The organism is Mixta sp. (genome assembly GCF_024610815.1).
GTDB lineage: Bacteria > Pseudomonadota > Gammaproteobacteria > Enterobacterales > Enterobacteriaceae > Mixta > Mixta calida.
The window spans coordinates 1-26,787 of the sequence record NZ_JANION010000189.1; the positions used below are offsets into that span (position 1 = coordinate 1).

Here is a 26,787-nt window from a genome sequence, read left to right on the forward strand (position 1 = left end):
GTTTAATGATTAATCATTGGGGCGTAGCACCCACCATTACAAATTAACTTATTTTTTAATTACACTACGCCTTTCAGCTTCTAACATGGCGTCACTTTATTTTTAACAATTTTATTTTAGCTTCTATCAGTTCTGCCAGCGTATCGCAGGATTCCCATACGTTTTCAGTGCCGATGCGATCGCAGGACTCCCATCGTTTTGTAACGGTGTCATAATAGAGCGTATCAGTATTATTTTCTCCAATAACAATACGCCCATGCATGCCATCAAATTCAAAACCGGGTGTATTTAACGCGTCGTTAAATTCAATTAATCCTGGCTCATTGCTGGCTGTCGATAGGCCATAGCAAGTATGCCCATCTGCGGATAATCCGTTACTTATACGAAGTAATTCATTATATTGCAGCCAGGCTTCCAGTTTTTTATCTCTGTAATGGATGCAGAGTGAATGCCTGCCCGTCCAGCTGCAAATATTGAGCTTAACGCAATTAGCGATCCGGCTGTCTGCTCGTTCAGTACTTCATCAAAACCCTGTGCCGCCTCGCCGCCCAGCTTGCGCGCGGTTTCTGCAAACATCTCAGGATTCTGATTATAAATACCACCAGCGGCTAACAGGCGCCCCGCCATTTTGCTGTTGATGGTGCTGAGCGCGGCGGGCTGTGATGTGTTTGTCAACTGCTCAGGCAGTACGGTGGGGCGTGGTTTGCCATCCGTGCCGCTGTTGTCACGCCACGCCACGCCACGCCACGCCACGGCATTTTTATACGCATCAATAATCCTTTGCGCGCCGTCAAATCTGAAGGCCAGCGGATCGCGACAAATCAGTTCGCCGTCATCATTGATATCAAACAGTCTGCCTGACGAAGAATTGGACCTTTCGAGCATCACCATCTCGCCGCCATATACCATGCTTTTCAGTTTTTCACGCTCGCGCGGCCCGTGTAGCGGCTGCTGATTGGTATAACCGTTAAAAGCGCGGCGCTGCATATTGATCAGCTGAAAACCCGATGACCAGCGGTCATCAAAAACGTACTCATCGTCAATACGCGACCAGGCATGAGAGGGACTGATGATTAACTTAAATTTCTCAGGTTCGAGATTATCGCGCGGCAGATAGTAAAGATCCGTTCCAGGCAGGCAATGGCTCATACATCATTTCCCTATGATGAAAAACCATACAGTTACACACCTTTTTTCAAAGGATAAGATACGGCGATTTGACAGGAGTGCTCATAAATGCGTCAGCGAAGATCCCCTGCCGTATCGCCGGAAAAATAAAAAAGCGGAACTACCATAGTTCCGCTTATTATTTCACATCAACAATCATTACATGTTGCTGATAATCGCGTCGCCAAACTCTGAACATTTCAGCAGCTTAGCGCCTTCCATCAGACGTTCGAAGTCATAGGTCACGGTTTTCGCGGCGATAGCGCCTTCCATGCCTTTAACAATCAGGTCTGCGGCTTCGAACCACTGCATATGGCGCAGCATCATTTCCGCCGAAAGGATAACAGAGCCTGGGTTGACTTTGTCCTGGCCTGCGTATTTCGGCGCGGTGCCGTGCGTCGCTTCAAACAGCGCGCACTCGTCGCCGATGTTAGCGCCCGGCGCGATGCCGATGCCGCCAACCTGCGCCGCCAGAGCGTCAGAGATGTAGTCGCCGTTCAGGTTCATACAGGCGATCACGTCGTACTCGGCCGGGCGCAGCAGAATCTGCTGCAGGAACGCATCGGCGATCACGTCTTTAATAACGATCTCTTTGCCGGTGTTCGGGTTCTTGATTTTCACCCACGGGCCGCCGTCCAGCAGCTCGCCGCCGAACTCTTCGCGCGCCAGCTGGTAGCCCCAGTCTTTAAACGCGCCTTCGGTGAACTTCATGATGTTGCCTTTGTGAACCAGGGTCACAGAGTCGCGATCGTTGGTGATGGCATATTCAATCGCCGCGCGCACCAGGCGCTTAGTGCCCGCTTCAGAGCAAGGCTTCACGCCGATGCCGCACTGTTCCGGGAAGCGAATCTTGTTCACGCCCATCTCTTCGCGCAGGAACTTGATCACTTTATCCGCTTCCGGAGTGCCCGCTTTCCACTCGATGCCGGCATAGATGTCTTCACTGTTTTCACGGAAGATCACCATATCGGTGTCCTGCGGACGTTTTACCGGGCTTGGGGTGCCCTGATAGTAGCGTACCGGACGCAGACAGATGTACAGGTCCAGCTGCTGACGCAGCGCAACGTTAAGAGAACGGATACCGCCGCCAACCGGCGTCGTCAACGGGCCTTTGATGGCAACGCGATAGTCCTTAATCAGGTCAAGCGTCTCCTCCGGCAGCCATACGTCCGGGCCATACACCTGCGTGGATTTCTCACCGGTGTAAATTTCCATCCAGGAAATTTTTCGCTCGCCGTTGTAGGCTTTTTTCACAGCGGCATCAACCACTTTGATCATGACAGGAGATACATCCACGCCAATGCCGTCACCTTCGATATAAGGGATGATCGGATTAGCAGGGACAACCAGTTTGCCCTGACCGTCAAGCGTGATTTTCTGACCTTCCGCCGGAACAACTACTTTGCTTTCCATTAACCTCTCCTTCGAGCGCTTTTTTGTTAATGATTTGTAAGATGCGCGTCAATACTACTTGAATATTGCCGCCGCGCCAATCATCTCGATTTCGCGTTATAATGCGCTCATTACCCTCAAGTGCAAAGCTCATGCGTAAAACTGTCGTTAAGAATCACAACGTTAAACGATTCAGCCGTGCTTCCGCCCCGCCACCGTCACGTAAAGGGCCGCGTCGGGTGATCGTTTTTAACAAACCCTATGATGTACTGCCGCAGTTCACCGACGAAGCGGGCCGCGCCACGCTGAAGGATTTTATTCCGGTCGGCGACGTTTACGCCGCGGGCCGCCTGGACCGCGACAGCGAAGGCCTGATGGTGCTGACCAACGACGGCGCGTTACAGGCGAAGCTGACCCAACCGGGCAAACGCACCGGCAAAATTTACTACGTGCAGGTGGAAGGCGAACCCGATGACAGCGCGCTGCAGGCACTGCGCGATGGCGTTAATCTGAAAGATGGCCCCACCCTCCCCGCTGGCGTCGAAAAGGTAGCGGAACCCGCCTGGCTCTGGCCGCGCCAGCCGCCGATCCGCGAACGTAAAGCGATTCCCACCAGCTGGCTGAAAATCACCCTGTATGAAGGACGCAACCGTCAGGTGCGCCGCATGACCGCCCATATCGGTTTCCCAACGCTGCGGCTGATCCGCTACGGCCTGGCGTCGCTGACGCTGGACGGCCTGGCGCAGGGTGAATGGCGCGACGTCACCGATCAATTTTAATCCGAAAGGAGCAGCTGATGTTTAAACCGCACGTGACCGTCGCCTGCATAGTGCAGGCGGAAGGCGAACTGCTGGTAGTGGAAGAAACCGTCCACGGCAAAGCGACCTGGAACCAGCCCGCCGGCCATCTGGAAGCGGACGAGAGTCTGCTGGAGGCCGCCAGCCGCGAGCTGTACGAGGAGACCGGCATTCAGGCGGAGATGGAATATTTTCTCGGCGTGCAGCAGTGGACCGCGCCGGACAATACTCCCTTTATCCGTTTTCTGTTCGCCGTCGATCTCCCGACGCGTCTGCCGACGCAGCCGCAGGACAGCGATATCGACCGCTGCTGGTGGCTGTCGCCGCAGCAGATCCTGACGGCGGATCGTCTGCGTTCGCCGCTGGTGGCGGAAAGCGTGCGTATCTGGCAAAGCGGCGTGCGTTATCCGCTGTCGCTGGTGCGAATTTATCGATAATGGCTTTCCCATCGCGCCAGCCGCGCGGCGGGGATGCGTCCTCGTCTGACGCGTGCTAGAATACGCCGCCTGTTTTTGTTCCTTGTCGTGAGTGTGTCATGTCTGACAACAGCCAGAAAAAAGTGATCGTCGGAATGTCCGGCGGCGTCGATTCCTCCGTTTCCGCCTGGTTACTGCAACAGCAGGGCTATCAGGTGGAAGGTCTGTTTATGAAAAACTGGGAGGAGGACGACGGCGAAGAGTACTGTACCGCCGCGGACGATCTGGCCGACGCCCAGGCAGTGTGCGACAAACTCGGCATGAAGCTGCATAAGGTCAACTTCGCCGCTGAATACTGGGATAACGTCTTCGAGCATTTCCTTGAAGAGTACAAGGCGGGCCGCACGCCTAACCCCGATATTCTCTGCAACAAAGAGATCAAGTTCAAAGCGTTCCTGGAGTTCGCGGCGGAAGATCTCGGCGCCGACTTTATCGCCACCGGCCACTACGTTCGCCGCCAGGACAGCAACGGCCAGAGCCAGCTGCTGCGCGGTCTCGACGGCAATAAAGATCAGAGCTACTTCCTCTACACGCTCAGCCACCAGCAGATCGCTCAGAGCCTGTTCCCGGTCGGCGAGCTGTCGAAGCCGGAAGTGCGCCGCATCGCGGAAGATCTGGAGCTGGTGACGGCGAAGAAAAAAGATTCTACCGGCATCTGCGTTATCGGCGAACGCAAATTCCGTGATTTCCTCGGGCGCTATCTGCCGGCGCAGCCTGGCGAAATCGTCACCGTCGACGGTCAGACCGTGGGCGAACATCAGGGCCTGATGTACCATACGCTGGGGCAACGTAAAGGCCTCGGCATCGGCGGCCTGAAAGAGAGCAGCGACGATCCCTGGTACGTGGTGGATAAAGATGTCGCCAATAACCGCCTGATCGTGGCGCAGGGCGCCGACCATCCGCGCCTGATGTCCGTCGGCCTGATTGCGCAACAGCTGCACTGGGTTGACCGTCAACCGTTGCGCGCGCCGCTGCAGTGCGCGGTGAAAACGCGCTACCGTCAGGAAGATATCCCCTGCGTCGTTACGCCGCTGGACGACGATCGCATCGAAGTGCGCTTCGGGCAGCCGGTGGCCGCCGTCACGCCAGGCCAGTCCGCCGTCTTCTATCTGGGCGAAATCTGCCTCGGCGGCGGCATCATCGAGCAGCGTTTACCGCTGGTGTCGGCATAATCGCTTATGCTGCGCCGATGTGTATACAGGAGTAACAGTGGCTAAAAATTATTATGACATCACGCTGGCGCTGGCAGGCATCTGCCAGGCCGCGCATCTGGCGCAGCAGCTGGCCCATCAGGGCCAGTGCGACGCGCAGTCGCTGAAAACCTCCCTGAGCAGCCTGCTCGATTTAAACCCCTCTTCCACGCTGGCCGTTTACGGCAACGACGAAACCCATCTGCGCTTCGGGCTGGAGACGCTGTTGGCGGTGCTGAATACGCCCAGCCGCCAGGGCGCCGGGGCGGAGCTGACGCGCTATACCCTGAGCCTGATGGTGCTGGAAAGAAAGCTGAACGCCAATAAATCCGCGCTCAATACGCTGGCGCAGCGTATCGCCCAGCTCGATCGCCAGCTGACCCATTACGATATCGAATCCGAGACGATCGTCGCCGCCATGGCGGGCATCTATGTCGATGTCATCAGCCCGCTCGGCCCGCGCATTCAGGTGACAGGATCGCCTGCGGTGCTGCAAAACAGCCAGGTGCAGAGTAAAATTCGCGCCTCTCTGCTGGCCGGCATCCGCTCCGCGGTGCTCTGGCAGCAGGTGGGCGGCGGCCGCCTGCAGTTAATGTTTTTCCGAAATCGTCTCATGAGTGAGGCGAAACGTATTTTAGCCGGTATGCCGTCGGCCTGATGGCCGACAGACGCCAGACCTTTAGTTAACGATCCAGGAGTTGCTCTGATGGAATTATCCTCTCTGACCGCCGTCTCACCTGTCGATGGTCGTTACGGCGAAAAAGTCAGCCCGCTGCGCGCCATTTTCAGCGAGTATGGCCTGCTGAAATTCCGCGTTCAGGTTGAAGTTCGCTGGTTACAAAAACTGGCCGCGACTGCAGAGATCAAGGAAGTTCCTGCTTTTGACGCCGACGCAAACGCTTTCCTTGACGCGATCGTTGAAAATTTCAACGAAACCGACGCCGCGCGCATCAAAACGATTGAGCGCACCACCAATCACGACGTTAAAGCGGTTGAGTATTTCCTGAAGGAAAAAGTGGCTGAGGTGCCTGCGCTGCACGCCGTCTCCGAATTTATCCACTTCGCCTGCACCTCAGAAGATATTAATAACCTGTCGCATGCGCTGATGCTGGAAACCGCACGCCGCGAGGTCATTCTGCCTTACTGGACCCAACTGATCGACGCGGTGAAAGATCTGGCGCAGCAGTACCGCGATATTCCGCTGCTGTCGCGTACCCACGGCCAACCCGCTACGCCGTCCACCATGGGCAAAGAGATGGCGAACGTCGCTTACCGCATGTCGCGCCAGCTGCGTCAGCTGGAGCAGGTGGAGATCCTCGGCAAAATCAACGGCGCGGTCGGCAACTATAACGCGCACATGTCCGCCTACCCGGAAGTGGACTGGCATCAGCTGAGCGAAGCGTTCGTCACCTCGCTGGGCATCAGCTGGAACCCCTACACCACACAGATCGAGCCGCACGACTATATCGCCGAGCTGTTTGACTGCATCGCGCGCTTCAACACCATCCTGATCGACTTCGATCGCGACGTCTGGGGCTATATTGCGCTGAACCACTTCAAACAGAAAACCATCGCTGGCGAAATCGGCTCCTCCACTATGCCGCACAAAGTGAACCCGATCGATTTCGAAAACTCGGAGGGCAACCTCGGCCTGGCGAACGCGGTGATGCAGCACCTGGCCGCCAAACTGCCGGTTTCCCGCTGGCAGCGCGATCTCACCGACTCCACCGTGCTGCGCAACCTGGGCGTCGGCATCGGCTACGCGCTGATCGCCTACCAGGCGACGCTGAAAGGCATCTCTAAACTGGAAGTGAACCGCGACCGCCTGCTGGCGGAGCTGGATCAGAACTGGGAAGTGCTGGCGGAGCCGATCCAGACCGTGATGCGCCGCTACGGCATTGAAAAGCCGTATGAGAAGCTGAAAGAGCTGACGCGCGGCAAACGCGTCGACGCCGCCGGCATGCAGGCGTTTATCGACAGCCTGGCGCTGCCGGAAGAAGAGAAAACCCGCCTGAAACAGATGACCCCGGCCAACTACCTCGGCCGCGCGATGCAGATGGTCGACGAGCTGAAATAACCGTGTTTCCTGGACGGGCGCGACGCGTCCGTCCAGGATTGTCGCTGTGTTAACGCGCGGTTTATCTGCACTCTCCTATACTCAGCGCTGAATGATTTGTACAAGGAAAGGACTATGCGCGTTTTGGTTGTTGAGGATAACGCTCTGCTGCGCCATCACCTGTCGGTACAGCTGCGTGAAATGGGCCATCAGGTCGACGCCGCGGAAGATGCGAAAGAAGCGGATTACTTTCTGGCTGAACACTCTCCTGATATTACGCTGGTCGATCTCGGTCTGCCTGATGAAGACGGCATGGCGTTGATCCGCCGCTGGCGCGGTCAGGATGTCAAACAGCCGATTCTGGTGCTGACCGCGCGCGAAGGCTGGCAGGCCAAAGTGGAAGCGCTGGAAGCGGGCGCCGACGACTACGTAACCAAGCCGTTCCATATTGAAGAGGTGGTTGCGCGCATGCAGGCGCTGATGCGCCGCAACAGCGGGCTGGCGTCGCAGATCATTACTCTGCCGCCCTTCCAGATCGATCTCTCGCGCCGTGAACTGACGGTCAATGAGCAACAGATCAAGCTGACCGCGTTTGAGTACACTATTATCGAGACCCTGATTCGCAATGTCGGCAAGGTAGTCAGCAAAGACTCCCTGATGCTGCAACTCTATCCCGACGCGGAGCTGCGAGAAAGCCACACCATCGATGTGTTAATGGGGCGACTGCGTAAAAAAATCCAGGCCGTGCATCCGCAAGAGGTGATTACCACCGTGCGCGGTCAGGGCTACCGCTTCGATATCTGATTCCTGATGCGCTTCCTGCAAAGCCAACGGCCCTTTTCGCTGCGCGCCCGCTTTCTGCTGGCCACTGCCGCTGTGGTGCTGGTGCTCTCTCTCTCTTACGGCATGGTCGCCGTGGTCGGGTATATCGTCAGCTTCGATAAGACTACCTACCGCGTGATGCGCGGCGAAAGCAATCTGTTCTATACCCTCGCCCAGTGGAAAAACAATCAGCTGACCATCGCCCAGCCGGAGCAGCTGACGCTGAATTCGCCGACGCTGGTGTTTATCTACGACGAGCGCGGCCGCCTGCTGTGGCAGCAGCGCGACGTGCCGGAGATCCGCCAGAAGATCAACCCGGACTGGCTGAAAAAGCCCGATTTTTACGAAATCGACACCAGTAATCAGACCAGCCGCGAAGCGCTCGGCAACGACCAGGCGGCGCAAAATAAGCTGCACGCCTACGACGATAACGGCGACGACACCTTTACCCACTCGGTGGCGGTCAACCGCTATGACGCCACCACCACGCTGCCGGCGCTGACGGTGGTAGTAGTCGATTCGATCCCGCAGGAATTACAGCATTCTGACGTGGTCTGGTCCTGGTTCAGCTATGTGCTGCTGGTTAATCTGCTGTTGGTGATCCCGCTGCTGTGGCTGGCGGCGCACTGGAGCCTGCGGCCTATCGGCACGCTGGCTGGCCAGATCCGTGAACTGGAAAGCAGTCAGCGCGAAGCGCTCGATCCAAATCCGCCGCAGGAGCTGCGCAGTCTGGTGCGCAACCTGAACCTGCTGCTGGAAAACGAGCGTCAGCGCTATACGCGCTACCGCACCACCCTCTCCGATCTTACCCACAGCCTGAAAACGCCGCTGGCGGTGCTGCAAAGCACCCTGCGATCGCTGCGCGGCGGCAAGAATCTCTCCGTCGAGCAGGCGGAGCCGATCATGCTGGAGCAGATCAGCCGCATCTCGCAGCAGATCGGCTACTACCTGCACCGCGCCAGCATGCAGGCGGATCACAACCCGCTGAAGCGCGAACTGCATTCCGTTTCCGCGCTGCTGGACAGCCTCTGTTCGGCATTGAATAAGGTTTATCAGCGCAAAGGCATCTCCCTGTCGCTGGATGTCTCGCCGGAAATCACCTTCGTCGGCGATCAGAATGACTTTATGGAAGTGATGGGCAATGTGCTGGATAACGCCTGCAAATATTGCCTGGAGTTTGTGGAAATTAGCGCGCGCCAGACCGACTCCTGCCTGCTGCTGGTGGTGGAAGATGACGGCCCCGGCATTCCCGAAAGCAAGCGGGAGATTATTTTTCTGCGTGGCCAGCGCGCCGACACGCTGCGTCCCGGCCAGGGGCTGGGGCTGGCGGTGGCGCGCGATATTCTGGAGCAGTACGCGGGTGATATCGAAGCGGGCACCAGCGCGCTGGGCGGCGCCAGAATGAAAGTGCTTTTCCAGCGTCAGGAAGTGGAACATAACCTTGAGTAGAACCGCGCTGCCGCTGTTATACTTGCTGCAATTTCTCGCCTGAACTGGACAACCTTATGGATTATCAGCTCGATCTTAACTGGACCGATTTTTTACACAATTACTGGCAAAAGCGTCCGGTGATCCTGAAACGCGGCTTTAAAAACTTTATCGATCCTATCTCGCCGGACGAGCTGGCGGGGCTGGCGATGGAAAGCGAAGTGGACAGCCGACTGGTGAGCCAGCAGGACGGCAAATGGCAGGTAAGCCACGGCCCGTTTGAAAGTTACGATCACCTCGGCGAGCATAACTGGTCGCTGCTGGTGCAGGCGGTGAACCACTGGCACGAGCCGTGCGCCGCGCTGATGCGTCCGTTCCGTTTTCTGCCGGACTGGCGCATCGACGATCTGATGATCTCCTTCTCGGTGCCGGGCGGCGGCGTTGGCCCGCATCTCGATCAGTATGACGTGTTTATTATCCAGGGCACCGGCCGCCGTCGCTGGCGCGTGGGCGATAAAACGCCGCTGAAGCAGCACTGCCCGCACCCCGATCTGCTGCAGGTCGAACCGTTCGACGCCATTATCGATGAAGAGATGGAGCCGGGCGATATTCTTTATATTCCGCCGGGTTTCCCCCATGAAGGCTATTCGCTGGAAAACGCGCTCAACTATTCGGTCGGCTTCCGCGCTCCCAGCGGCCGCGAGCTGATCAGCGGCTTCGCCGACTTCGTACTGGCGCGCGAGCTGGGCGGCCGTCGCTACAGCGATCCCGATATCGCTGCGCGCGACTGTCCTTCCGAGATCCTGCCGCAGGAGATCGCCGGCATCCGTGATCTGATGCTGGAGGTTATCGATCAGCCGGAGCAGTTCCGTCAGTGGTTCGGCGAATTTATTTCGCAGTCGCGTCATGAGCTGGATATCGCGCCGCCGGAACCGCCCTACCAACCTGACGAGATCTATGACGCGCTACAGCAGGGCGACAGGCTGACGCGCCTCGGCGGATTGCGGGTACTGAAGATTGGCGACGCGGTGTTTATCAACGGCGAGCAGCTGGAATCGGCCCATCCGGCCGCGCTGAGCGCGCTCGCCGATAAACAGACGCTGAATTTGAACGATTTCGCGGAGGCGCTCGACGATCCGGCCTTCCTCGCGCAGCTGGCGGGACTGGTCAACAGCGGCTACTGGTTCTTTAACGAAGCGTAATCGCTTTAGCGGCTGGCACCACGCCAGCCGCTTTCCTGCTACTTTTTCTCGGCGGCCAGCCGGGCGATGCCGACAATCACTTCCACCGTTTTTTCCATAATATTCAGCGACGCGAACTCATGTTTGCCATGGTAGTTATAGCCGCCGGTAAAGATATTCGGGCACGGCAAGCCTTTAAAGGAGAGCCAGGCGCCGTCGGTGCCGCCGCGAATCGGCTTCACGTCCGGCTCCACGCCACAGTCGCGCATCGCCTGTAACGCCAGATCGATACTGTGCGGATGCGCCTCGACGATCTCCCGCATGTTGTAGTAGCTGTCTTCGATGGTGACATCGACGTAACAGTCAGGATTCAGCCCTTTGCCGACGCGACGGGAAATATCGATCAGCTTCTGCTTGCGCGCCTCAAAGCTGTCGCGATCGAAATCGCGCACGATATAGTTCATCTCGGCGCGCTCGACCGAGCCTTTGATATTGTTGAGGTGATAAAAGCCCTCGTAGCCGCTGGTGAACTGCGGTTTCTCGGTGGCGGGCACCTCGGCGTGAAAGCGCATCGCCAGATCCAGCGCGTTGACCATCACCCCTTTCGCCGTGCCGGGATGCACATTGTTGCCGACGATCTTCACCGTCACCGAAGCGGCGTTGAAGTTTTCAAACTGAAACTCGCCGAGGCCGCTGCCGTCGATGGTATAGGCCCAGTCCGCGCCGAATGCCGCCACGTCGAAATGCTCAGTACCGCGGCCGACCTCTTCGTCTGGCGTAAAGGCGACGCGAATTTTGCCGTGCGGAATATCGCCTTGCGTCAGACGCGCCAGCGCGGTCATGATCTCCGCCACGCCCGCCTTGTCGTCAGCGCCAAGCAGCGTTTTGCCGTCGGTGGTGATTAAAGTATGGCCGGTCAGCTGATGCAGCACCGGGAACATCACCGGCGACAGGATCTCTTCGCCGACGCCAAGCGCGATATCGCCGCCGCGGTAGTTTTCGACAATCTGGGGATTAACATGCTTGCCGGTGAAATCGGGCGACGTATCGATATGGGAAATAAAGCCGATGGTCGGCGCCGGATGGTCGATATTGGCCGGCAGCGTCGCCGTCACGCAGCAGTGTTCGCTCAGCGTCACCTCTTCCAGCCCAAGCGCGATCAACTCTTCCTGCAGCACTCGCGCCAGCGTCCATTGCCCTTCCGTGCTAGGCACCTGTCGCGCATGCGGGCGCGACTGCGTATCAAACGAAACATAGTGTAAAAACCGGTCGAGTAGCGTTGTCATCTTTCTTCTCTCTCAATGGCCGTGAGCTATTATGGGAAGCCTGCTCTGCCAACATATTGCGTCAGGTCATACTGTTAAAGCGTAGTGCGCAAAAAGAGAATACGCGTTTTTATCCGGGTAAATAGCGGTTATTGGCTCGCGAGCATGGAAATCATGCGGTTTTCAGGTATCATCGCGCCCCTGACTTTGTGGCCGGTCGACCGTAGCGATCGCGCTCTGATACATACAGGCAGCCCTGACTGCCGATAACTTCGGGCTGAGTGACTAAAATGACGCAAACACGCGCGCAAACGGCGCTGGTTACGCTTTCTGGCATCAGTAAAGCTTTTGACGGCAAAGAAATTATTGCCGACTTTAACCTGACCATACATCACGGCGAGTTTATTACGCTGCTCGGCCCTTCCGGCTGCGGCAAGACCACCATCCTGCGCCTGATCGCCGGGCTTGAAGAGACCGACAGCGGCGAGATTATTCTCGACGGCGAAACCATCACCGCTACCCCGGCGGAGCATCGTCACGTCAATACCGTTTTCCAGAGCTACGCGCTGTTTCCGCACATGACAGTGTTTGAAAATGTCGCCTTCGGTCTGCGCATGCAGAAAACCCCGGCGACGGAAATCACCGCCCGCGTCAACGAAGCGCTGGCAATGGTGCAGCTGGAGAGCTTCGCCGATCGCCGTCCGCATCAGCTCAGCGGCGGTCAGCAGCAGCGCGTGGCCATCGCGCGCGCGGTGGTCAACCGTCCGAAGGTGCTGCTGCTGGATGAATCCCTTTCAGCACTCGACTATAAGCTGCGCAAGCAGATGCAGAACGAGCTGAAGGCGTTACAGCGCAAGCTGGGCATCACTTTCGTGTTTGTGACGCACGATCAGGAAGAGGCGCTCAGTATGTCCGATCGCATCGTGGTGCTGCGCGACGGACGCATTGAGCAGGACGGCTCGCCGCGTGAAATCTACGAGGAGCCGGCGAATCTGTTCGTGGCGCGCTTTATCGGCGAAATCAACGTCTTCGACGCGGAAGTGGTCGCGCCGCTGGCGGATCAACGCGTGCGCGCAAAGGTGGAAGGCCGCGAATGCGATATTCTGGTGCCCTTCCCGGTCACGCCCGGTCAGAAGCTGAACGTGCTGCTGCGCCCGGAAGATCTGCGCGTCGAAGAGATCAATGACAGCGAAGCCGCCGAAGGGCTGGTGGGCTTTGTGCGCGAGCGTAACTATAAAGGCATGACGCTGGAATCCACCGTCGAGCTGGAAAACGGCAAGCTGGTCACCGTCAGCGAATTCTTTAACGAGGACGATCCCGATTTTGACCACTCGCTGAATCAAAAAATGGCGATTACCTGGGTTGAAAGCTGGGAGGTGGTGTTGCCTGATGAAAATAATGCGTAACCGTTTCCAGAAAACGATTATCACGCTGATTGTCGGCTGGCTGGTGCTGTTTGTCTTTCTGCCGAACTTAATGATTATCGCCACCAGCTTCCTGACGCGTGATGACGCCAACTTCGTGCGCATGGCGCTGACGTTTGATAACTACACCCGGCTGCTCGATCCGCTCTACGCTACGGTGCTGCTGCATTCGCTGAATATGGCGTTGATCGCCACGCTCTGCTGCCTGCTGCTCGGCTATCCTTTCGCCTGGTGTCTGACAAAGCTGCCCACGCGCATTCGCCCGGTAATGCTGTTTCTGCTGATTGTCCCCTTCTGGACCAACTCGCTGATCCGTATCTACGGCCTGAAAATTTTCCTCAGCACGCGCGGCTGGCTGAACGAGTTTCTGCTGTGGCTGGGCGTTATCGATAAGCCCTTCCGTATTATGTATACCTCGGAGGCGGTGGTGCTGGGGCTGGTCTATATTCTGCTGCCCTTTATGGTGATGCCGCTCTACTCCAGTCTGGAGAAGCTGGACAAGCCCTGCCTGGAAGCGGCGCGCGATCTCGGCGCCAGCAAGCTGCAAACCTTCTGGCGCATTATTCTGCCGCTGACCATGCCGGGCATCGTCGCTGGCTGCCTGCTGGTGCTGCTGCCGGCGATGGGGCTGTTCTTCGTCGCCGATCTGATGGGCGGCGCGAAAAATCTGCTGATCGGCAACGTGATCAAGAGCCAGTTCCTCAATATCCGCGACTGGCCGTTCGGCGCCGCCACCAGCATCGTACTGACGCTGGTGATGGGGCTGATGCTGCTTTTCTACTGGCGCGCGGCGCGCATGCTGAATAAGAAAGTGGAGCTGGAATAATGGGCAAAACCTTACGCAGCGGCTTTATGTTTCTCATTTACGCCTGGCTGTATATTCCGATCGTGATTTTGATCGTCAACTCCTTCAACGCCTCGCGTTTCGGCATTAACTGGCAGGGCTTCAGCACCCAGTGGTATGCGTTGTTGATGAACAACGACAGTCTGATCCAGGCGGCGAAGCATTCGCTGATCATGGGCGTGCTTTCCGCCACCTTCGCCACGCTGATCGGCGCGCTGACGGCGGTGGCGCTCTATCGCTACCGTTTTCGCGGCAAGCCGTTCGTCAGCGGCATGCTGTTTGTGGTGATGATGTCGCCCGATATCGTGATGGCGATTTCGCTGCTGGTGCTGTTTATGCTGCTGGGGATCTCGCTGGGCTTCTGGTCGCTGCTGGTGTCGCACATCACCTTCTGTCTGCCGTTTGTGGTGATCACCGTCTATTCGCGTCTGAAAGGGTTCGACGTGCGGATGCTGGAGGCGGCGCGCGATCTCGGCGCCAGCGAAGTGACGATTCTGCGTAAAATCATTCTGCCGCTGGCGATACCGGCGGTGGCGGCGGGCTGGCTGCTCAGTTTTACCCTGTCGATGGACGATGTCGTGGTCTCCTCCTTCGTCACCGGTCCGGGCTTCGAGATCCTGCCGCTGAAAATTTACTCAATGGTCAAGGTCGGCGTCTCGCCGGAGGTGAACGCGCTGGCGACGATCCTGATGGTGCTGTCGCTGCTGCTGGTGGCGGGCAGTCAGCTGTTGCTGCGTGATAAAACAAAATAGAGGAAAGGCGATGAAGAAATGGGGTTACTGGCTGGCGGCTGGGGCGCTGGCGTTAGGCTTACAGAGCGCGCAGGCCGCTGACGACGGCAAAACGCTTTATTTCTACAACTGGACGGAGTACGTGCCGCCGGGGCTGCTGGAGCAGTTCACCAAAGAGACCGGCATCAAGGTGATCTACTCCACCTATGAGTCGAACGAAAGCATGTACGCCAAGCTGAAAACCTATAAAGACGGCGCGTACGATCTGGTGGTGCCTTCCACCTACTTCGTGGCGAAAATGCGCAACGAAGGAATGATCCAGAAGATCGACAAAAGCAAACTGTCAAACTTCAGCAACCTCGACCCGAATCTGCTGAACAAACCGTTCGATCCGAATAACGACTATTCAATTCCCTATATCTGGGGCGCTACCGCTATCGGCGTCAATACCGATGCGATGGATGCGAAAAGCGTCACCCGCTGGAGCGACCTGTGGAAGCCGGAATATAAGCAGAGCCTGCTGCTGACCGACGACGCGCGCGAAGTGTTCCAGATGGCGCTGCGCAAGTTAGGCTACTCCGGCAATACCCGCGACGCCAAAGAGATCAACGCCGCTTACGAAGAGCTGAAAAAGCTGATGCCGAACGTGCTGGCGTTCAACTCCGATAATCCGGGCAACCCCTTTATGGAAGGCGAAGTCAACCTGGGGATGATCTGGAACGGCTCGGCTTACGTAGCGCGTCAGGCAGGCACGCCGCTGGAGATTGTCTGGCCGAAAGAGGGCGGCATTTTCTGGATGGACAGCCTGGCGATTCCGGCCAATGCGAAAAACAAAGAGGGTGCGCTGAAGCTGATTAACTTCCTGCTGCGCCCGGACGTGGCGGCGCAGGTGGCGGAAACCATCGGCTATCCGACGCCGAACCTGGCGGCGAAAAAACTGCTGCCGGCCAACGTGGCTAACGATCCATCGCTCTATCCGTCTGAAGACGTGATTAAAAACGGCGAGTGGCAGGATGATGTCGGCGACGCCAGCGTGCAGTATGAGATGCTGTTCCAGAAGCTGAAAGCGGGCCGTTAAGGCGCGACAGACGAAAAAGGCGACCTGAGGTCGCCTTTTTTATTGCCGCAGCGGTTCAGACCAGGCGGTAAAGTCCTTTCTGAAATTTCTCCACCCAGGCGGGCACCACTTCGCTCGCCAGCCCGTAGTGTTTTTCAGCGAACTGGCTGCCCACCTGACTCGGTTCCAGATTCAGCTCGACGGTATGCACGCCCTGCAACTTCGCCTCATGGACAAAACCGGCCGCCGGATAGACATGCCCGGAGGTGCCGATAGCGAGAAAATAGTCCGCCTCCGAGAGCGCCTGGTAAATCTTATCCATACCCAGCGGCATTTCGCCGAACCAGACCACGTGCGGCCGCAGACGCGCCGGAAACTGACAGCAGTGGCAGCGGTCGTCGGCGCTGAGGTCGCCGGTCCACTCCAGTACCTGCCCGCTCATTTCACAGCGCACCTTCAGCAGTTCGCCATGCATATGCAGCACGCGCTGGCTGCCGGCGCGTTCGTGCAGGTTATCGATATTCTGCGTCACCAGCAGGAAATTATCGCCCAGCACCGATTCCAGCTCCGCCAGCGCCAGATGCGCGGCGTTCGGCTGAATCTCCGGCTGTTGCAGCTGGCGGCGGCGCGCATTGTAGAACGCCTGTACCAGCGCCGGATCGCGGGCGAACCCTTCCGGCGTGGCGACATCCTCGATGCGATGCTCCTCCCACAGCCCATCATCGGCGCGGAAGGTGCGAATGCCCGACTCGGCGGAAATGCCTGCGCCGGTCAACACCACGACCCGCGGCTGGGGACGCGCCGCCAGCTCAGCATTACGATCGCGTTCAAAAATACGCTGCCGGAAACGCTGGTGCATCTTGCGCCTGGTTTTACGAAAGCGCGCGATGCGTAAACGGCGACGGGGTGTGCGCATAAAAGCTCCTTTGGTTACCTGAGATGCAGGAATGCGGCGCCGCGCATTCCCCCTGCGTCCCCATGACGCGCGCGAGCAAAGCGTGGCGGCTTTGCGACCGGCAGCAGGTGCGGTTTCACCTGCTCCGCCAGCCCGTCATAAAGCGCATCGAAATTGGATAATCCGCCGCCCAGCACCACCAGGTGCGGATCGATCAGCGTCAGCAAATTGCCGAGGCACACCGCCAGCAGCGCGCGGAAACGCGCGGTATGTTCCTGCGCCTGCCGATCGCCCTGATAATAGCGCTCGGCGATCGCTTCGGCACTGAGCGTTTGCTGATAAAAATGATGGAACAGCCAGGCGAAGCCCTGACCGGAGAGAAACAGTTCAATACAGCCGCGCTTGCCGCAGCCGCACTGGGGCAGCGGAATATCCTGGCCCAGCACCGCCAGCGCGTCGATCGGCAGGCGCATGTGGCCCATTTCGCCGGTAACGAAGTTGCGGCCGGAAACCGGCTTGCCCTCCACCACCAGTCCGCCGCCGACGCCGGTGCCGAGGATCAAGCCCAGCACCACCGGACAGGCCTGAAACTCATCGTCCCAGGCCTCGGAGAGGGCGAAACAGTTGGCGTCGTTATCGACCCGCACCTCGCGCCCCAGCAGACGGCTGAGATCGCGGCCCAGCGCCCGCCCGCGCGCCGCCGGCACGTTGGCGGTAAACAGCGTGCCGTCGTCAGGATCGATCAGTCCCGGCACGCCGACGCCGACGCTTCCGCACGTGCCGGTGAAGGCGTCCGCCTCCGCCGTCAGGTCGGTAAAGGCCGCCAGCAGCTGCGCATAGTCGTCGCGCGGCGTGGCGACGCGCTTGCTCCATATCTGCTGGCGCTGCGCATCATAGACGCCGAGCGCGATTTTACTGCCGCCCATATCAAAGCCGTAGAACATCGGGTCACCTGTCACGCTAAGATCATTGCCCGCTCAACACCCGCGCCGGATCGATGCGGCTGGCGCGCCGCGCCGGATACCAGCTCGCCACAAGGCTCAGCACGATAGCGGTCGCCAGCACCGAGGCCACGTCGAGCCAGTGCAGCTCCGACGGCAGGAAGTCGATAAAGTAGATATCGCCGGAAAGAAAATGATGCCCGGTCAGCTGTTCGAACCCACGGATCAGCCGCGTCAGGTTCAGCGCCGCCAGCACGCCCACCACCACGCCGCTCAGGCTGCCGAGCAGCCCGGCGCGCAGACCGTACCAGACGAAGATGGCGCGGATCAGGCCATCCTTCGCTCCCAGCGTGCGCAGCACGGCGATATCGCTGCTTTTATCTTTCACCGCCATCACCAGCGTGGAAACGATATTAAAACAGGCGACGCCGATCACCAGCACCATCGCCAGGTACATAATTGCGCGGATCATTTGAATATCGCGATACATATAGCCATAGGTGCCGATCCAGCTACGGATATAAACATAGGCGCGCGTCACCTCGCCAGCGTCGCGCACCAGCTTCACCGCGTTAAAGGGATCGGTCATTTTCAGCGCGATGCCCGTGACGTTATCCGCCATATCCAGATAGTGCTGCGCGTCGGCCAGCGGCACCAGCGCCAGACTGTGATCGAGCATGCCGCTCAGCTGCAAGATGCCGCTGACCTGCAGACGAATGCGCTTCGGTTGCAGAAGCTTATTCTGCCCGTCGCTGTTGGGGATCATGATGGTCAGCCAGTCGCCCTGGCGAATGCCTAACGATTTCGCCACGCCGCTGCCGATAATAATCTGCTGCTTACCGGCGCTGAAGCTAGCCCAGGCGTTGTTCTGCACAAACTGCGGCAGCGCGCTGAGCTTCGTTTCCTGCGCGGGATCGACCCCTTTCACCTGAATCGCCTGCAGCTTCGCCCCGCTCTCCACCAGCCCGGTAAAATTAATATAGGGCGCGGCGGCGGCGATGCCCGGCACCTGCGCCATGCGCGGCAGCAGCTGCCGCCAGTCCGCCAGCTGGCCGTTGACCGGCTCGATTTCGCCATGCGGCACCACCGCCAGAATGCGGTTATTCAGTTCGCGCTCAAAGCCGTTCATCGCGCTGAGGCCGACGATCAGCACCGCCACGCCAAGCGCGATGCCCAGCGTGGAGATCACTGAAATCAGCGACACCATGCCGCCGCGCCGCCGTCCACCGCTGAAGCGCGTCGCCAATAGTAAAGAAAGAGACGCCATTACAACGCTCCCGCCAGCGTGACATGGTCACTAAGCTGGCCGTCGCGCATCTCACGCTGCGCGGGAAGGCGCTTCGCCAGATGCAGGTCATGCGTCACCACCAGAAACGCGGTGCCCTGGCGCACGTTCAGCTCACCCAACAGATCGAAAATGGCGTCGGCATTGCGCGCATCCAGGTTACCGGTCGGCTCGTCCGCCATCACCAGGCGAGGATTGTTGACCAGCGCGCGCGCGATCGCCACACGCTGACGTTCGCCGCCGGAAAGCTCGGAGGGACGGTGCGCGGCGCGTTTCGCCAGGCCGACGGCGTTCAGCATTGCCATCGCCCGCTCCTGCGCCTCCGGCTTGCTTTTTTTACCGATCAGCAGCGGCATCGCCACGTTTTCCAGCGCGGTAAAGTCGGGCAGCAGATGGTGGAACTGATAGATAAAGCCCAGCTCGCGGTTGCGCAGCTCCGCTTTCTGCGCGGAACTCATGCTGCTTAAGGCGCGGCCGTTGAACAGCACATCGCCGGATGTAGGCGCGTCCAGGCCGCCCAGCAGATGCAGCAGGGTGCTTTTGCCGGAGCCGGAGCTGCCGACAATCGCCATCATTTCGCCGGGCCGCATAGTGAAACTGACGTCGCGTAACACGTTTGTCTGCACGCTCCCTTCCTGATAGCGTTTGCACAGCTGGTCACACTGCAACAGAATTGAATCACTCATAGCGTAAAGCCTCAGCGGGTTGTACGGCGGCGGCGCGCCAGGATGGATAAAGCGTCGAGAGCAGCGCCAGCGCCATCGCGGTCAGCGCAATGGCGATCACCTGCCAGAAAGAGATATCGACCGGCAGCGCGGCGCCGTCGAGGAACATGCCGATCACCGGCATCAGGTTATTAAGCTGGCTGGCCAGCAGCACGCCGAGCAGCGCGCCGAGCAGCGCGCCGATAATGCCGGCGCTGGCGCCCTGCACCATAAACACCAGCATAATTTGCCGGGGGGTAAGCCCCTGGGTTTGCAGAATCGCCACTTCGCCCTGCTTCTCCATGATCAGCAGACCGAGCGAGGTGATGATGTTAAACGCCGCCACGGCGATGATCAGGCTCAGCAGCAGCCCCATCATATTTTTTTCCATACGCACCGCCTGGAACAGATCGCCCTTGCGGTCGCGCCAGTCTTTCCACACCAGGCCCTGCGGCAGCGCCTGTTGACTGACGCTGTCCACCGCCAGCGGCCTGTCGAGCCACAGGCGCCAGCCGGTAATATTGCCCGCCGGGTAGCGCATCAGGCGCGAGGCGTCCTGCTGGTTCACCAGCATCTGATAGCCATCCACTTCGCTGTTGGCGGCGAAGGTGCCGATCACGTTGAACAGGCGCTGGCTGGGCAGACGGCCCATCGGGGTAAACTGACTGGCGGAAGGCACCATCAGGCGCAGCTGGTCACCGCGTTTGACGCCCAGCTGGGCGGCCAGCTGTTCGCCGAGAATGATATTGTACTGGCCGGGCTGTAACGCCTGCTGCTGCACATTCACCAGATAAGGGGTCAGCGGGTCCGCCTCGTCCGGCTGGACGCCGAGCATCACCCCCACCGCGACGCTGCGCGCGCTTTGCAGCACAACGTCACCGGTGGTGAGCGGCGCGACGCGCTGTACGCCCTGCAGCTTCAGTTCGCTGGCGGGATGCTGTTGTGGATTGAGCGAGCCTTTTTCGCCGGCGATCAACGCCTGCGGCATCAGACCGAGAATATTGCCCTCCAGCTCGCGCTCAAAACCGTTCATCACTGACAGCACGGTGACCAGCGCCAGCACGCCAAGGGTAATGCCAATAGTGGAAAGCCAGGAAACAAACCGGCCAAAGCGGTCTGCGGCACGTCCGCGCATATAGCGCAGACCGATAAATAACGCGACAGGTTGATACATGAGATCCGTCTTATGCGTGGCAAAAAGCAAAAGTAGTCAGGATGATAAAGGAGCCGCCTGCTTTATGGAACCTTTACCCCTTCGAGTTAACGCTAAAGATGCGTCAGAATTTTTCAGCGCTCGTCAGCTGCCGGAAAAAGCATCAGACGAAGCCGCCTTCCTCGCTCCCGCGCCAATCTGCACTATACTGGCCCTTACTATTTAAAGGGTTAAGGTGGAACATCAGCCGTGCCGTTGGCACCGGAGCCGTTTATGAGTAAGTATGCAAAAGGCGCGATTGTCAAACATCAGTCCGGGGAAATTCGCGGTCAGGTAACGGCGGTGTTTTCCCAGGGAAATTTTCCCGCCAGTTACCATGTGCGTTGGGATGACGGCACCTGGAGCCTGCATGCCGAAAAAGAGCTGAACCCCGGCGACGAGATGCGTTGCGACCGCGTTAATTTGTCGCGCCCCGCCTCCTGAGCCGCGTCGCGTCAGGAGACAGCCGCCGGGCCAGTTATCGCGCTGAGGCAAAAAGCCTGCCTCAGCAGATGATCCGTGCCGCGTTCTGTGGAATGATTACGCCCCTGAAATAAACAGAGAGAACGTCGAAACGACTATGCCTGAACAGATTCGCTATGCCCTGCCCGCCGCGGCAGCCGATCAACGCCAGCTGGGACAGCTCACCGGCGCCGCCTGCGCCGTCGAGTGCGCGGAGATGGCGGAGCGTCACCGGGGGCTGGTAATGCTGGTTGCGCCGGATATGCAAACCTCGCTGCGGCTGCAGGATGAGATCCAACAGTTTACCCGCCAGCCGGTGATCAGCCTGGCCGACTGGGAAACGCTGCCGTTCGACAGCTTCTCTCCACATCAGGACATCATCTCTTCCCGCCTTTCCACGCTCTATCGCCTGCCAACGCTGACGCGCGGCGTGCTGATCCTGCCGGTCAATACGCTGATGCAGCGCTACTGCCCGCACGATTTCCTGCACGGCCATGCGCTGGTGATGCATAAAGGGCAGCAGCTGTCGCGCGACAGGCTGCGCGCGCAGCTGGAGCAGGCGGGCTATCGCCATGTCGATCAGGTGATGGAGCATGGCGAATACGCCACGCGCGGCGCGCTGCTGGACCTGTTTCCGATGGGCAGCGAACAGCCCTACCGCATCGACTTTTTCGATGACGAGATCGACAGCCTGCGTCTGTTCGACGTCGACAGCCAGCGCACGCTGGAAGAGGTGGAGGCGATCAACCTGCTGCCCGCTCACGAATTTCCGACCGACAAAGCCGCCATCGAGCTGTTCCGCAGCCAGTGGCGCGAACATTTCGACGTGCTGCGCGAGCCGGAGCATATCTATCAGCAGGTGAGCAAGGGCACGCTGCCGGCCGGTATTGAATACTGGCAGCCGCTCTTTTTTGAACAGCCGCTGGTGCCGCTGTTCAGCTATTTGCCGCGCGATACGCTGGTGGTCAGCACCGGCGATCTGGAGGCCAGCGCCGACCGCTTCTGGCAGGATATTACCGCGCGCTTTGAAAACCGCCGCGTCGATCCGATGCGTCCGCTGTTGCCGCCGGAAACCTTATGGCTGCACACCGATCAACTGTTCGCCGAGCTCAAGCAGTGGCCGCGCGTGCGCATGAGCGCCGAGGCGCTGCCGGATAAAGCGGCCAACACCAATCTCGACTATCAGCCGCTGCCCATGCTGGCGGTGGAGCCGCAGGCGAAGGCGCCGCTCGATAATCTGCGCCGCTTCCTGGAAAGCTTTAACGGCGCGGCGATCTTTTCGGTTGAGAGCGAAGGCCGCCGCGAAGCGTTGCAGGAACTGCTGGCGCGCATCAAGCTGAATCCGAAATTGATTCAACGCTTCGACGAGGCCGCCGAGCCGGGTCACTACCTGATGATCGGCGCCAGCGAACGCGGATTTATCGATAATCTGCGCCAGCGCGCATTAATCTGCGAAGGCGACCTGCTGGGCGAACGCGTTACCCGCCGTCGTCAGGAAACGCGCCGCACTATCAACCCCGACGTGTTGATCCGCAACCTGGCGGAACTGCATCCCGGTCAGCCGGTGGTGCATCTGGAGCATGGCGTCGGGCGCTATATCGGCCTGACGACGCTGGAAGCGGGCGGCATCAAGGCGGAATACCTGATGCTGGCTTACGCTAACGACGCCAAGCTCTACGTGCCGGTCTCCTCGCTGCATCTGATTAGCCGTTACGCCGGCGGCGCCGATGAAAACGCCCCGCTGCACAAGCTGGGCAGCGACGCCTGGTCGCGCGCGCGCCAGAAAGCGGCGGAAAAAGTGCGCGACGTGGCGGCGGAACTGCTGGATATCTATGCGCAGCGCGCCGCTAAGCAGGGCTACGCCTTTAAATTTGACCGCGAACAGTATCAGCTGTTCTGCGACAGCTTCCCGTTTGAGACTACGCCGGATCAGGCGCAGGCGATTCATGCGGTGATAAGCGATATGTGTGAGCCGCTGGCGATGGATCGCCTGGTGTGCGGCGACGTCGGCTTCGGCAAAACCGAAGTGGCGATGCGCGCCGCCTTTCTCGCGGTGGAGAACAACAAGCAGGTGGCGGTGCTGGTGCCCACCACCCTGCTGGCGCAGCAGCACTATGATAACTTCCGCGACCGCTTCGCCAACTGGCCGGTGCGCATTGAGATGCTTTCACGCTTCCGCAGCGCCAAAGAACAGGCGCAGGTGCTGGAGCAGGCAAGCGAAGGCAAAATTGATATTCTGATCGGCACGCACAAGCTGCTGATGAGCGACCTGAAATGGCGCGATCTGGGGCTGCTGATCGTCGATGAGGAGCACCGCTTCGGCGTGCGTCACAAGGAGCGCATCAAAGCGATGCGCGCCGACGTCGATATCCTGACGCTGACCGCGACCCCGATTCCGCGTACGCTGAATATGGCGATGAGCGGAATGCGCGATCTGTCGATTATCGCTACCCCGCCCGCCCGACGTCTGGCGGTGAAAACCTTTGTGCGCGAATACGATCATCTGGTGGTGCGCGAGGCGATCCTGCGTGAAATTTTGCGCGGCGGCCAGGTCTACTATCTCTATAACGACGTGGAGAATATCGAAAAGGCGGCGCAACGGCTGACGGAACTGGTGCCGGAGGCGCGCATCGCTATCGGACACGGGCAGATGCGCGAGCGCGATCTGGAGCGGGTGATGAACGATTTCCATCATCAGCGTTTCAACGTGCTGGTGTGCACCACCATCATTGAAACCGGCATCGATATTCCGACCGCCAACACCATTATTATCGAACGCGCCGACCATTTCGGCCTGGCGCAGCTGCATCAGCTGCGCGGACGCGTTGGCCGTTCGCACCACCAGGCGTACGCCTGGCTGCTGACGCCGCCGCCGAAAGCGATGACCACCGACGCGCATAAACGTCTGGAGGCGATCGCCTCGCTGGAGGATTTAGGGGCAGGGTTCGCGCTGGCGACGCACGACCTGGAAATCCGCGGTGCGGGCGAGCTGTTGGGCGAAGATCAGAGCGGCCAGATGGAAAGCATCGGCTTCTCGCTCTATATGGAGCTGCTGGAGAACGCCGTCGATGCGCTGAAAGAGGGACGAGAGCCGTCGCTGGAGGACCTCACCAGCAATCAGACCGATATCGAGCTGCGTATGCCTGCGCTGCTGCCGGACGATTTTATCCCCGACGTCAATACGCGTCTTTCCTTCTACAAGCGTATCGCCAGCGCGGACGACAGCCGCGAGCTGGACGATTTGAAAGTGGAGTTGATCGACCGCTTCGGCAACCTGCCCGATGCGGCGCGCAACCTGTTGGATATCGCCGCGCTGCGCCTGACCGCGCAGCAGCTCGGCGTGCGCCGTATCGAAGCCAGCGAGAAAGGCGGCTTTATCGAGTTCGCCGAGAAGAACAAAGTGGACCCGGCCTGGCTGATCGGCCTGTTGCAGCAGGACCCGCAGCAGTGGCGGCTGGATGGTCCGACGCGCCTGAAGTTCACGCGCGATCTGACCGAACGCAAGCTGCGCATGAGCTGGCTCCGTGAACTGATGGAGCAGATGCAGCAACATACGCTGGCCGGTTAACGGCCGATGGAAAACCGAGGCAAAAAAACGGGGCCGTCAGGCCCCGTTTTTTTGTATGGCGTTCGCTACGCCTGATTATAAGGCGTCAGCTACGCCTGATTACTGTTGCTGTTAAGAATCAACTGGCCGTTACGGTCCAGAGGAATACGGGTGCCGGGGTCATTTTCCATACGAATTTTCCCCTGCTGGTCGCCTATTTTGTAGGTTACGTCGTAACCCAGCATCTTATCCTGTTTGTCGTAGACGGTTTTACAGCGCTGTTCGGTCGTGGTGTAGGTATCGCGCTCCTGCAGACCGCCCTGCACCTGGTTGCCGGCATAGCCGCCCGCCAGCGCGCCCGCGACGGTCGCTACATCCTTGCCGCGTCCGCCGCCGAACTGATGGCCGAGCACGCCGCCCGCCACTGCGCCCAGCACCGAGCCGGCGATGCGGTTTTCATCCTGCACCGGGCGACGATGAGTTAACGTAACGTTGCGGCACTCCTGACGCGGATTCTTGATAGTTTCCTTGATAGGCGTTGCGGAAATAACCTGTGCGTATTGGGGGCCAGGATTAAATACGTTCATGCTGGCCACGGCCGCCACACCCAGAGCAGCAACTACACCAATACCCATACCCGCTATCATTGATTTATTCACAGGAAATCCTCCTGATAATGTTACCGCGCAATCCTGCCGCTGCCGGTTCCGTTGCAGCGAGGCATACTCGGCGTGCGCGACTCGCCGTGCTAGTTATGAAAATTTTGCAGACAGGGAGGAAAACCAGCAATCAGATAAAGGGAAGAAACGCAGCAAACCAGGATAAATGCTCCGTTTTCAGAGAGTTCCTAGCGGTACTGATGGCGCTTTTGCGCCGGGCGGAGAAAGTGCGCTGCGCCGCAGACGCGACGCAGCAAAAGCCCGGCGTGGCCGGACCAGTGATTAATGCAGTTTCAGACGTGGACGGATCACGCGGTTGATGCTGCCTACCAGCATCATCAGGCCGGTTTTAAAGTAGCCGTGCAGCGCAATCTGGTGCATGCGGTAGAGCGAAATATAGACGAAACGCGCGATGCGCCCTTCCACCATCATCGAGCCGCGCATCAGGTTGCCCATCAGGCTGCCGACGGTGCTGAATCGGGAGAGCGACACCAGCGAGCCGTGATCTTTGTAGACGTAAGGCTTCAGTGTCTGCCCTTTCATCTGCGCCAGGATATTTTCCAACGCTTTAGAGGCCATCTGGTGCGCCGACTGCGCGCGCGGCGGCACGAATCCACCCGACGGCAGCGCACAGGAGGCGCAGTCGCCGATGGCGTAGATATCCTCGTCGCGCGTGGTTTGCAGCGTCTCTTTCACCACCAGCTGATTAATGCGGTTGGTTTCCAGTCCGCCGATATCTTTCATAAAGTCTGGCGCCTTGATGCCCGCAGCCCAAACCATCAGGTCCGCTTCGATAAAGTCGCCGCTTTTGGTGTGCAGGCCGTTTTTATCGGCGCTGGTGACCATGGTTTGCGTCAGCACCTTAACGCCCAGCTTGGTCAGCTCCTGATGCGCCGCCGCCGAAATGCGCGGCGGCAGCGCCGGCAGAATGCGTTCGCCCGCTTCGACCAGCGTTACGTTGAGCACCTGGTTATCCAGCCCTTTATAGCCGTAGCTGTGCAGCTGTTTCACCGCGTTGTGCAGCTCCGCCGACAGCTCAACGCCCGTGGCGCCGCCGCCGACGATGGCGATATTGATCTTCTCCTGCGCGCTGGCGTTGGCGGAGAATTTCAGGAACAGGTTCAGCATCTCATTGTGGAAGCGCTGCGCCTGATGCGGATTATCCAGGAAGATGCAGTGATCCTTCACGCCCGGCGTGCCGAAATCGTTTGAGGTGCTGCCCAGCGCCATCACCAGCGTGTCGTAAGGCACTTCGCGCGCGGGGACCAGCAC

Annotated in this window: 25 protein-coding genes; 14 read left to right on the plus strand and 11 right to left on the minus strand. The window is 59.0% G+C overall.

The genetic code is table 11. From position 1 onward, the window contains the following. Positions 1 to 91: 91 nt before the first annotated feature. The 3 genes from MYY08_RS14090 to icd form a co-directional block, all read right to left on the minus strand. The gene (locus MYY08_RS14090; RefSeq protein ID WP_353738474.1) at positions 92 to 496 is read right to left on the minus strand and encodes a YrhA family protein; all 405 of its coding nucleotides are present in this window, start codon (positions 494 to 496) and stop codon (positions 92 to 94) included. Beyond that, positions 379 to 1,149, minus strand: a complete 771-nt coding sequence (locus tag MYY08_RS14095) for a DUF8093 domain-containing protein (RefSeq protein ID WP_288014636.1) — start codon at positions 1,147 to 1,149, stop codon at positions 379 to 381. The genes MYY08_RS14090 and MYY08_RS14095 overlap by 118 nt, the downstream gene beginning before the upstream one ends. A gap of 177 nt (positions 1,150 to 1,326) precedes the next feature. Beyond that, positions 1,327 to 2,580, minus strand: coding sequence for an NADP-dependent isocitrate dehydrogenase (icd, locus tag MYY08_RS14100; RefSeq protein ID WP_038626698.1), 1,254 nt, complete (start codon positions 2,578 to 2,580; stop codon positions 1,327 to 1,329). 101 nt (positions 2,581 to 2,681) lie between these two features. Here icd and rluE point away from each other — a divergent pair, with 101 nt between their 5' ends. From rluE to MYY08_RS14140, 8 genes are all read left to right on the plus strand, one after another. Beyond that, positions 2,682 to 3,338 (plus strand): 23S rRNA pseudouridine(2457) synthase RluE, encoded by a 657-nt coding sequence (gene rluE, locus MYY08_RS14105; protein WP_038626699.1) that lies wholly within the window; start codon positions 2,682 to 2,684, stop codon positions 3,336 to 3,338. Positions 3,339 to 3,355: 17 nt separating this feature from the next. Continuing rightward, a complete protein-coding gene (locus MYY08_RS14110; RefSeq protein WP_038626700.1) occupies positions 3,356 to 3,793 on the plus strand; it encodes an NUDIX hydrolase in 438 nt (145 codons plus the stop codon). Positions 3,794 to 3,891: 98 nt separating this feature from the next. Further along, the gene (gene mnmA / locus MYY08_RS14115) at positions 3,892 to 5,004 is read left to right on the plus strand and encodes a tRNA 2-thiouridine(34) synthase MnmA (protein WP_288014639.1); all 1,113 of its coding nucleotides are present in this window, start codon (positions 3,892 to 3,894) and stop codon (positions 5,002 to 5,004) included. 37 nt (positions 5,005 to 5,041) lie between these two features. Then, positions 5,042 to 5,680 (plus strand): high frequency lysogenization protein HflD, encoded by a 639-nt coding sequence (hflD, locus tag MYY08_RS14120; protein ID WP_038626703.1) that lies wholly within the window; start codon positions 5,042 to 5,044, stop codon positions 5,678 to 5,680. Positions 5,681 to 5,728: 48 nt separating this feature from the next. Continuing rightward, a complete protein-coding gene (purB, locus tag MYY08_RS14125) occupies positions 5,729 to 7,099 on the plus strand; it encodes an adenylosuccinate lyase (RefSeq protein ID WP_288014641.1) in 1,371 nt (456 codons plus the stop codon). 114 nt (positions 7,100 to 7,213) lie between these two features. After that, on the plus strand, positions 7,214 to 7,882 hold the full coding sequence (gene phoP, locus MYY08_RS14130; protein WP_038626708.1) for a two-component system response regulator PhoP: 669 nt from the start codon (positions 7,214 to 7,216) through the stop codon (positions 7,880 to 7,882). Positions 7,883 to 7,888: 6 nt separating this feature from the next. Beyond that, positions 7,889 to 9,349, plus strand: coding sequence for a two-component system sensor histidine kinase PhoQ (phoQ, locus tag MYY08_RS14135; RefSeq protein ID WP_084970788.1), 1,461 nt, complete (start codon positions 7,889 to 7,891; stop codon positions 9,347 to 9,349). Between the two features lie 56 nt (positions 9,350 to 9,405). Beyond that, a complete protein-coding gene (locus MYY08_RS14140; RefSeq protein WP_038626713.1) occupies positions 9,406 to 10,530 on the plus strand; it encodes a ribosomal protein uL16 3-hydroxylase in 1,125 nt (374 codons plus the stop codon). Between the two features lie 38 nt (positions 10,531 to 10,568). Here the strand turns inward: MYY08_RS14140 and pepT are convergent, their stop codons facing one another. Then, complete coding sequence (pepT, locus tag MYY08_RS14145; protein ID WP_084970785.1) at positions 10,569 to 11,795, minus strand: peptidase T; 1,227 nt, start codon at positions 11,793 to 11,795, stop codon at positions 10,569 to 10,571. A gap of 269 nt (positions 11,796 to 12,064) precedes the next feature. Between pepT and potA the strand changes: the two genes are divergently transcribed. From potA to potD, 4 genes are read left to right on the plus strand one after another with little or no spacing between them, the layout of a single operon-like run. Next, on the plus strand, positions 12,065 to 13,180 hold the full coding sequence (potA, locus tag MYY08_RS14150) for a spermidine/putrescine ABC transporter ATP-binding protein PotA (protein ID WP_038626717.1): 1,116 nt from the start codon (positions 12,065 to 12,067) through the stop codon (positions 13,178 to 13,180). Further along, positions 13,164 to 14,024, plus strand: a complete 861-nt coding sequence (gene potB, locus MYY08_RS14155; RefSeq protein WP_038626719.1) for a spermidine/putrescine ABC transporter permease PotB — start codon at positions 13,164 to 13,166, stop codon at positions 14,022 to 14,024. The genes potA and potB overlap by 17 nt, the downstream gene beginning before the upstream one ends. After that, a complete protein-coding gene (gene potC / locus MYY08_RS14160) occupies positions 14,021 to 14,794 on the plus strand; it encodes a spermidine/putrescine ABC transporter permease PotC (protein WP_038626721.1) in 774 nt (257 codons plus the stop codon). Before potB ends, potC begins: the two co-directional genes overlap by 4 nt. Before the next feature lie 10 nt (positions 14,795 to 14,804). After that, complete coding sequence (gene potD / locus MYY08_RS14165; RefSeq protein WP_038626723.1) at positions 14,805 to 15,851, plus strand: spermidine/putrescine ABC transporter substrate-binding protein PotD; 1,047 nt, start codon at positions 14,805 to 14,807, stop codon at positions 15,849 to 15,851. Positions 15,852 to 15,906: 55 nt separating this feature from the next. On the opposite strand, the gene cobB is transcribed toward potD, so the two are convergent. From cobB to lolC, 5 genes are read right to left on the minus strand one after another with little or no spacing between them, the layout of a single operon-like run. Then, positions 15,907 to 16,746: a Sir2 family NAD+-dependent deacetylase gene (cobB, locus tag MYY08_RS14170; protein WP_038626725.1), complete on the minus strand. Its 840-nt coding sequence runs from the start codon at positions 16,744 to 16,746 to the stop codon at positions 15,907 to 15,909. A gap of 14 nt (positions 16,747 to 16,760) precedes the next feature. After that, on the minus strand, positions 16,761 to 17,669 hold the full coding sequence (nagK, locus tag MYY08_RS14175) for an N-acetylglucosamine kinase (protein WP_288014645.1): 909 nt from the start codon (positions 17,667 to 17,669) through the stop codon (positions 16,761 to 16,763). A gap of 22 nt (positions 17,670 to 17,691) precedes the next feature. After that, on the minus strand, positions 17,692 to 18,933 hold the full coding sequence (gene lolE, locus MYY08_RS14180) for a lipoprotein-releasing ABC transporter permease subunit LolE (protein ID WP_190296731.1): 1,242 nt from the start codon (positions 18,931 to 18,933) through the stop codon (positions 17,692 to 17,694). Further along, positions 18,933 to 19,637 (minus strand): lipoprotein-releasing ABC transporter ATP-binding protein LolD, encoded by a 705-nt coding sequence (lolD, locus tag MYY08_RS14185; protein WP_038626731.1) that lies wholly within the window; start codon positions 19,635 to 19,637, stop codon positions 18,933 to 18,935. Before lolD ends, lolE begins: the two co-directional genes overlap by 1 nt. Then, a complete protein-coding gene (gene lolC, locus MYY08_RS14190; protein ID WP_038626733.1) occupies positions 19,630 to 20,829 on the minus strand; it encodes a lipoprotein-releasing ABC transporter permease subunit LolC in 1,200 nt (399 codons plus the stop codon). The genes lolD and lolC overlap by 8 nt, the downstream gene beginning before the upstream one ends. A 252-nt stretch (positions 20,830 to 21,081) precedes the next feature. Here lolC and MYY08_RS14195 point away from each other — a divergent pair, with 252 nt between their 5' ends. Both MYY08_RS14195 and mfd read left to right on the plus strand, forming a co-directional pair. Continuing rightward, positions 21,082 to 21,291: a hypothetical protein gene (locus MYY08_RS14195; protein WP_038626736.1), complete on the plus strand. Its 210-nt coding sequence runs from the start codon at positions 21,082 to 21,084 to the stop codon at positions 21,289 to 21,291. A gap of 136 nt (positions 21,292 to 21,427) precedes the next feature. Further along, a complete protein-coding gene (gene mfd / locus MYY08_RS14200; protein WP_190296730.1) occupies positions 21,428 to 24,877 on the plus strand; it encodes a transcription-repair coupling factor in 3,450 nt (1,149 codons plus the stop codon). Between the two features lie 89 nt (positions 24,878 to 24,966). Here mfd and MYY08_RS14205 read toward each other — a convergent pair whose 3' ends face one another. Together MYY08_RS14205 and MYY08_RS14210 are read right to left on the minus strand one after the other, a co-directional pair. Beyond that, positions 24,967 to 25,515 (minus strand): glycine zipper 2TM domain-containing protein, encoded by a 549-nt coding sequence (locus MYY08_RS14205; protein ID WP_104951467.1) that lies wholly within the window; start codon positions 25,513 to 25,515, stop codon positions 24,967 to 24,969. 282 nt (positions 25,516 to 25,797) lie between these two features. Continuing rightward, the coding region (locus tag MYY08_RS14210) for an NAD(P)/FAD-dependent oxidoreductase (RefSeq protein WP_288014649.1) at positions 25,798 to 26,787 on the minus strand (990 nt) is incomplete at its 5' end.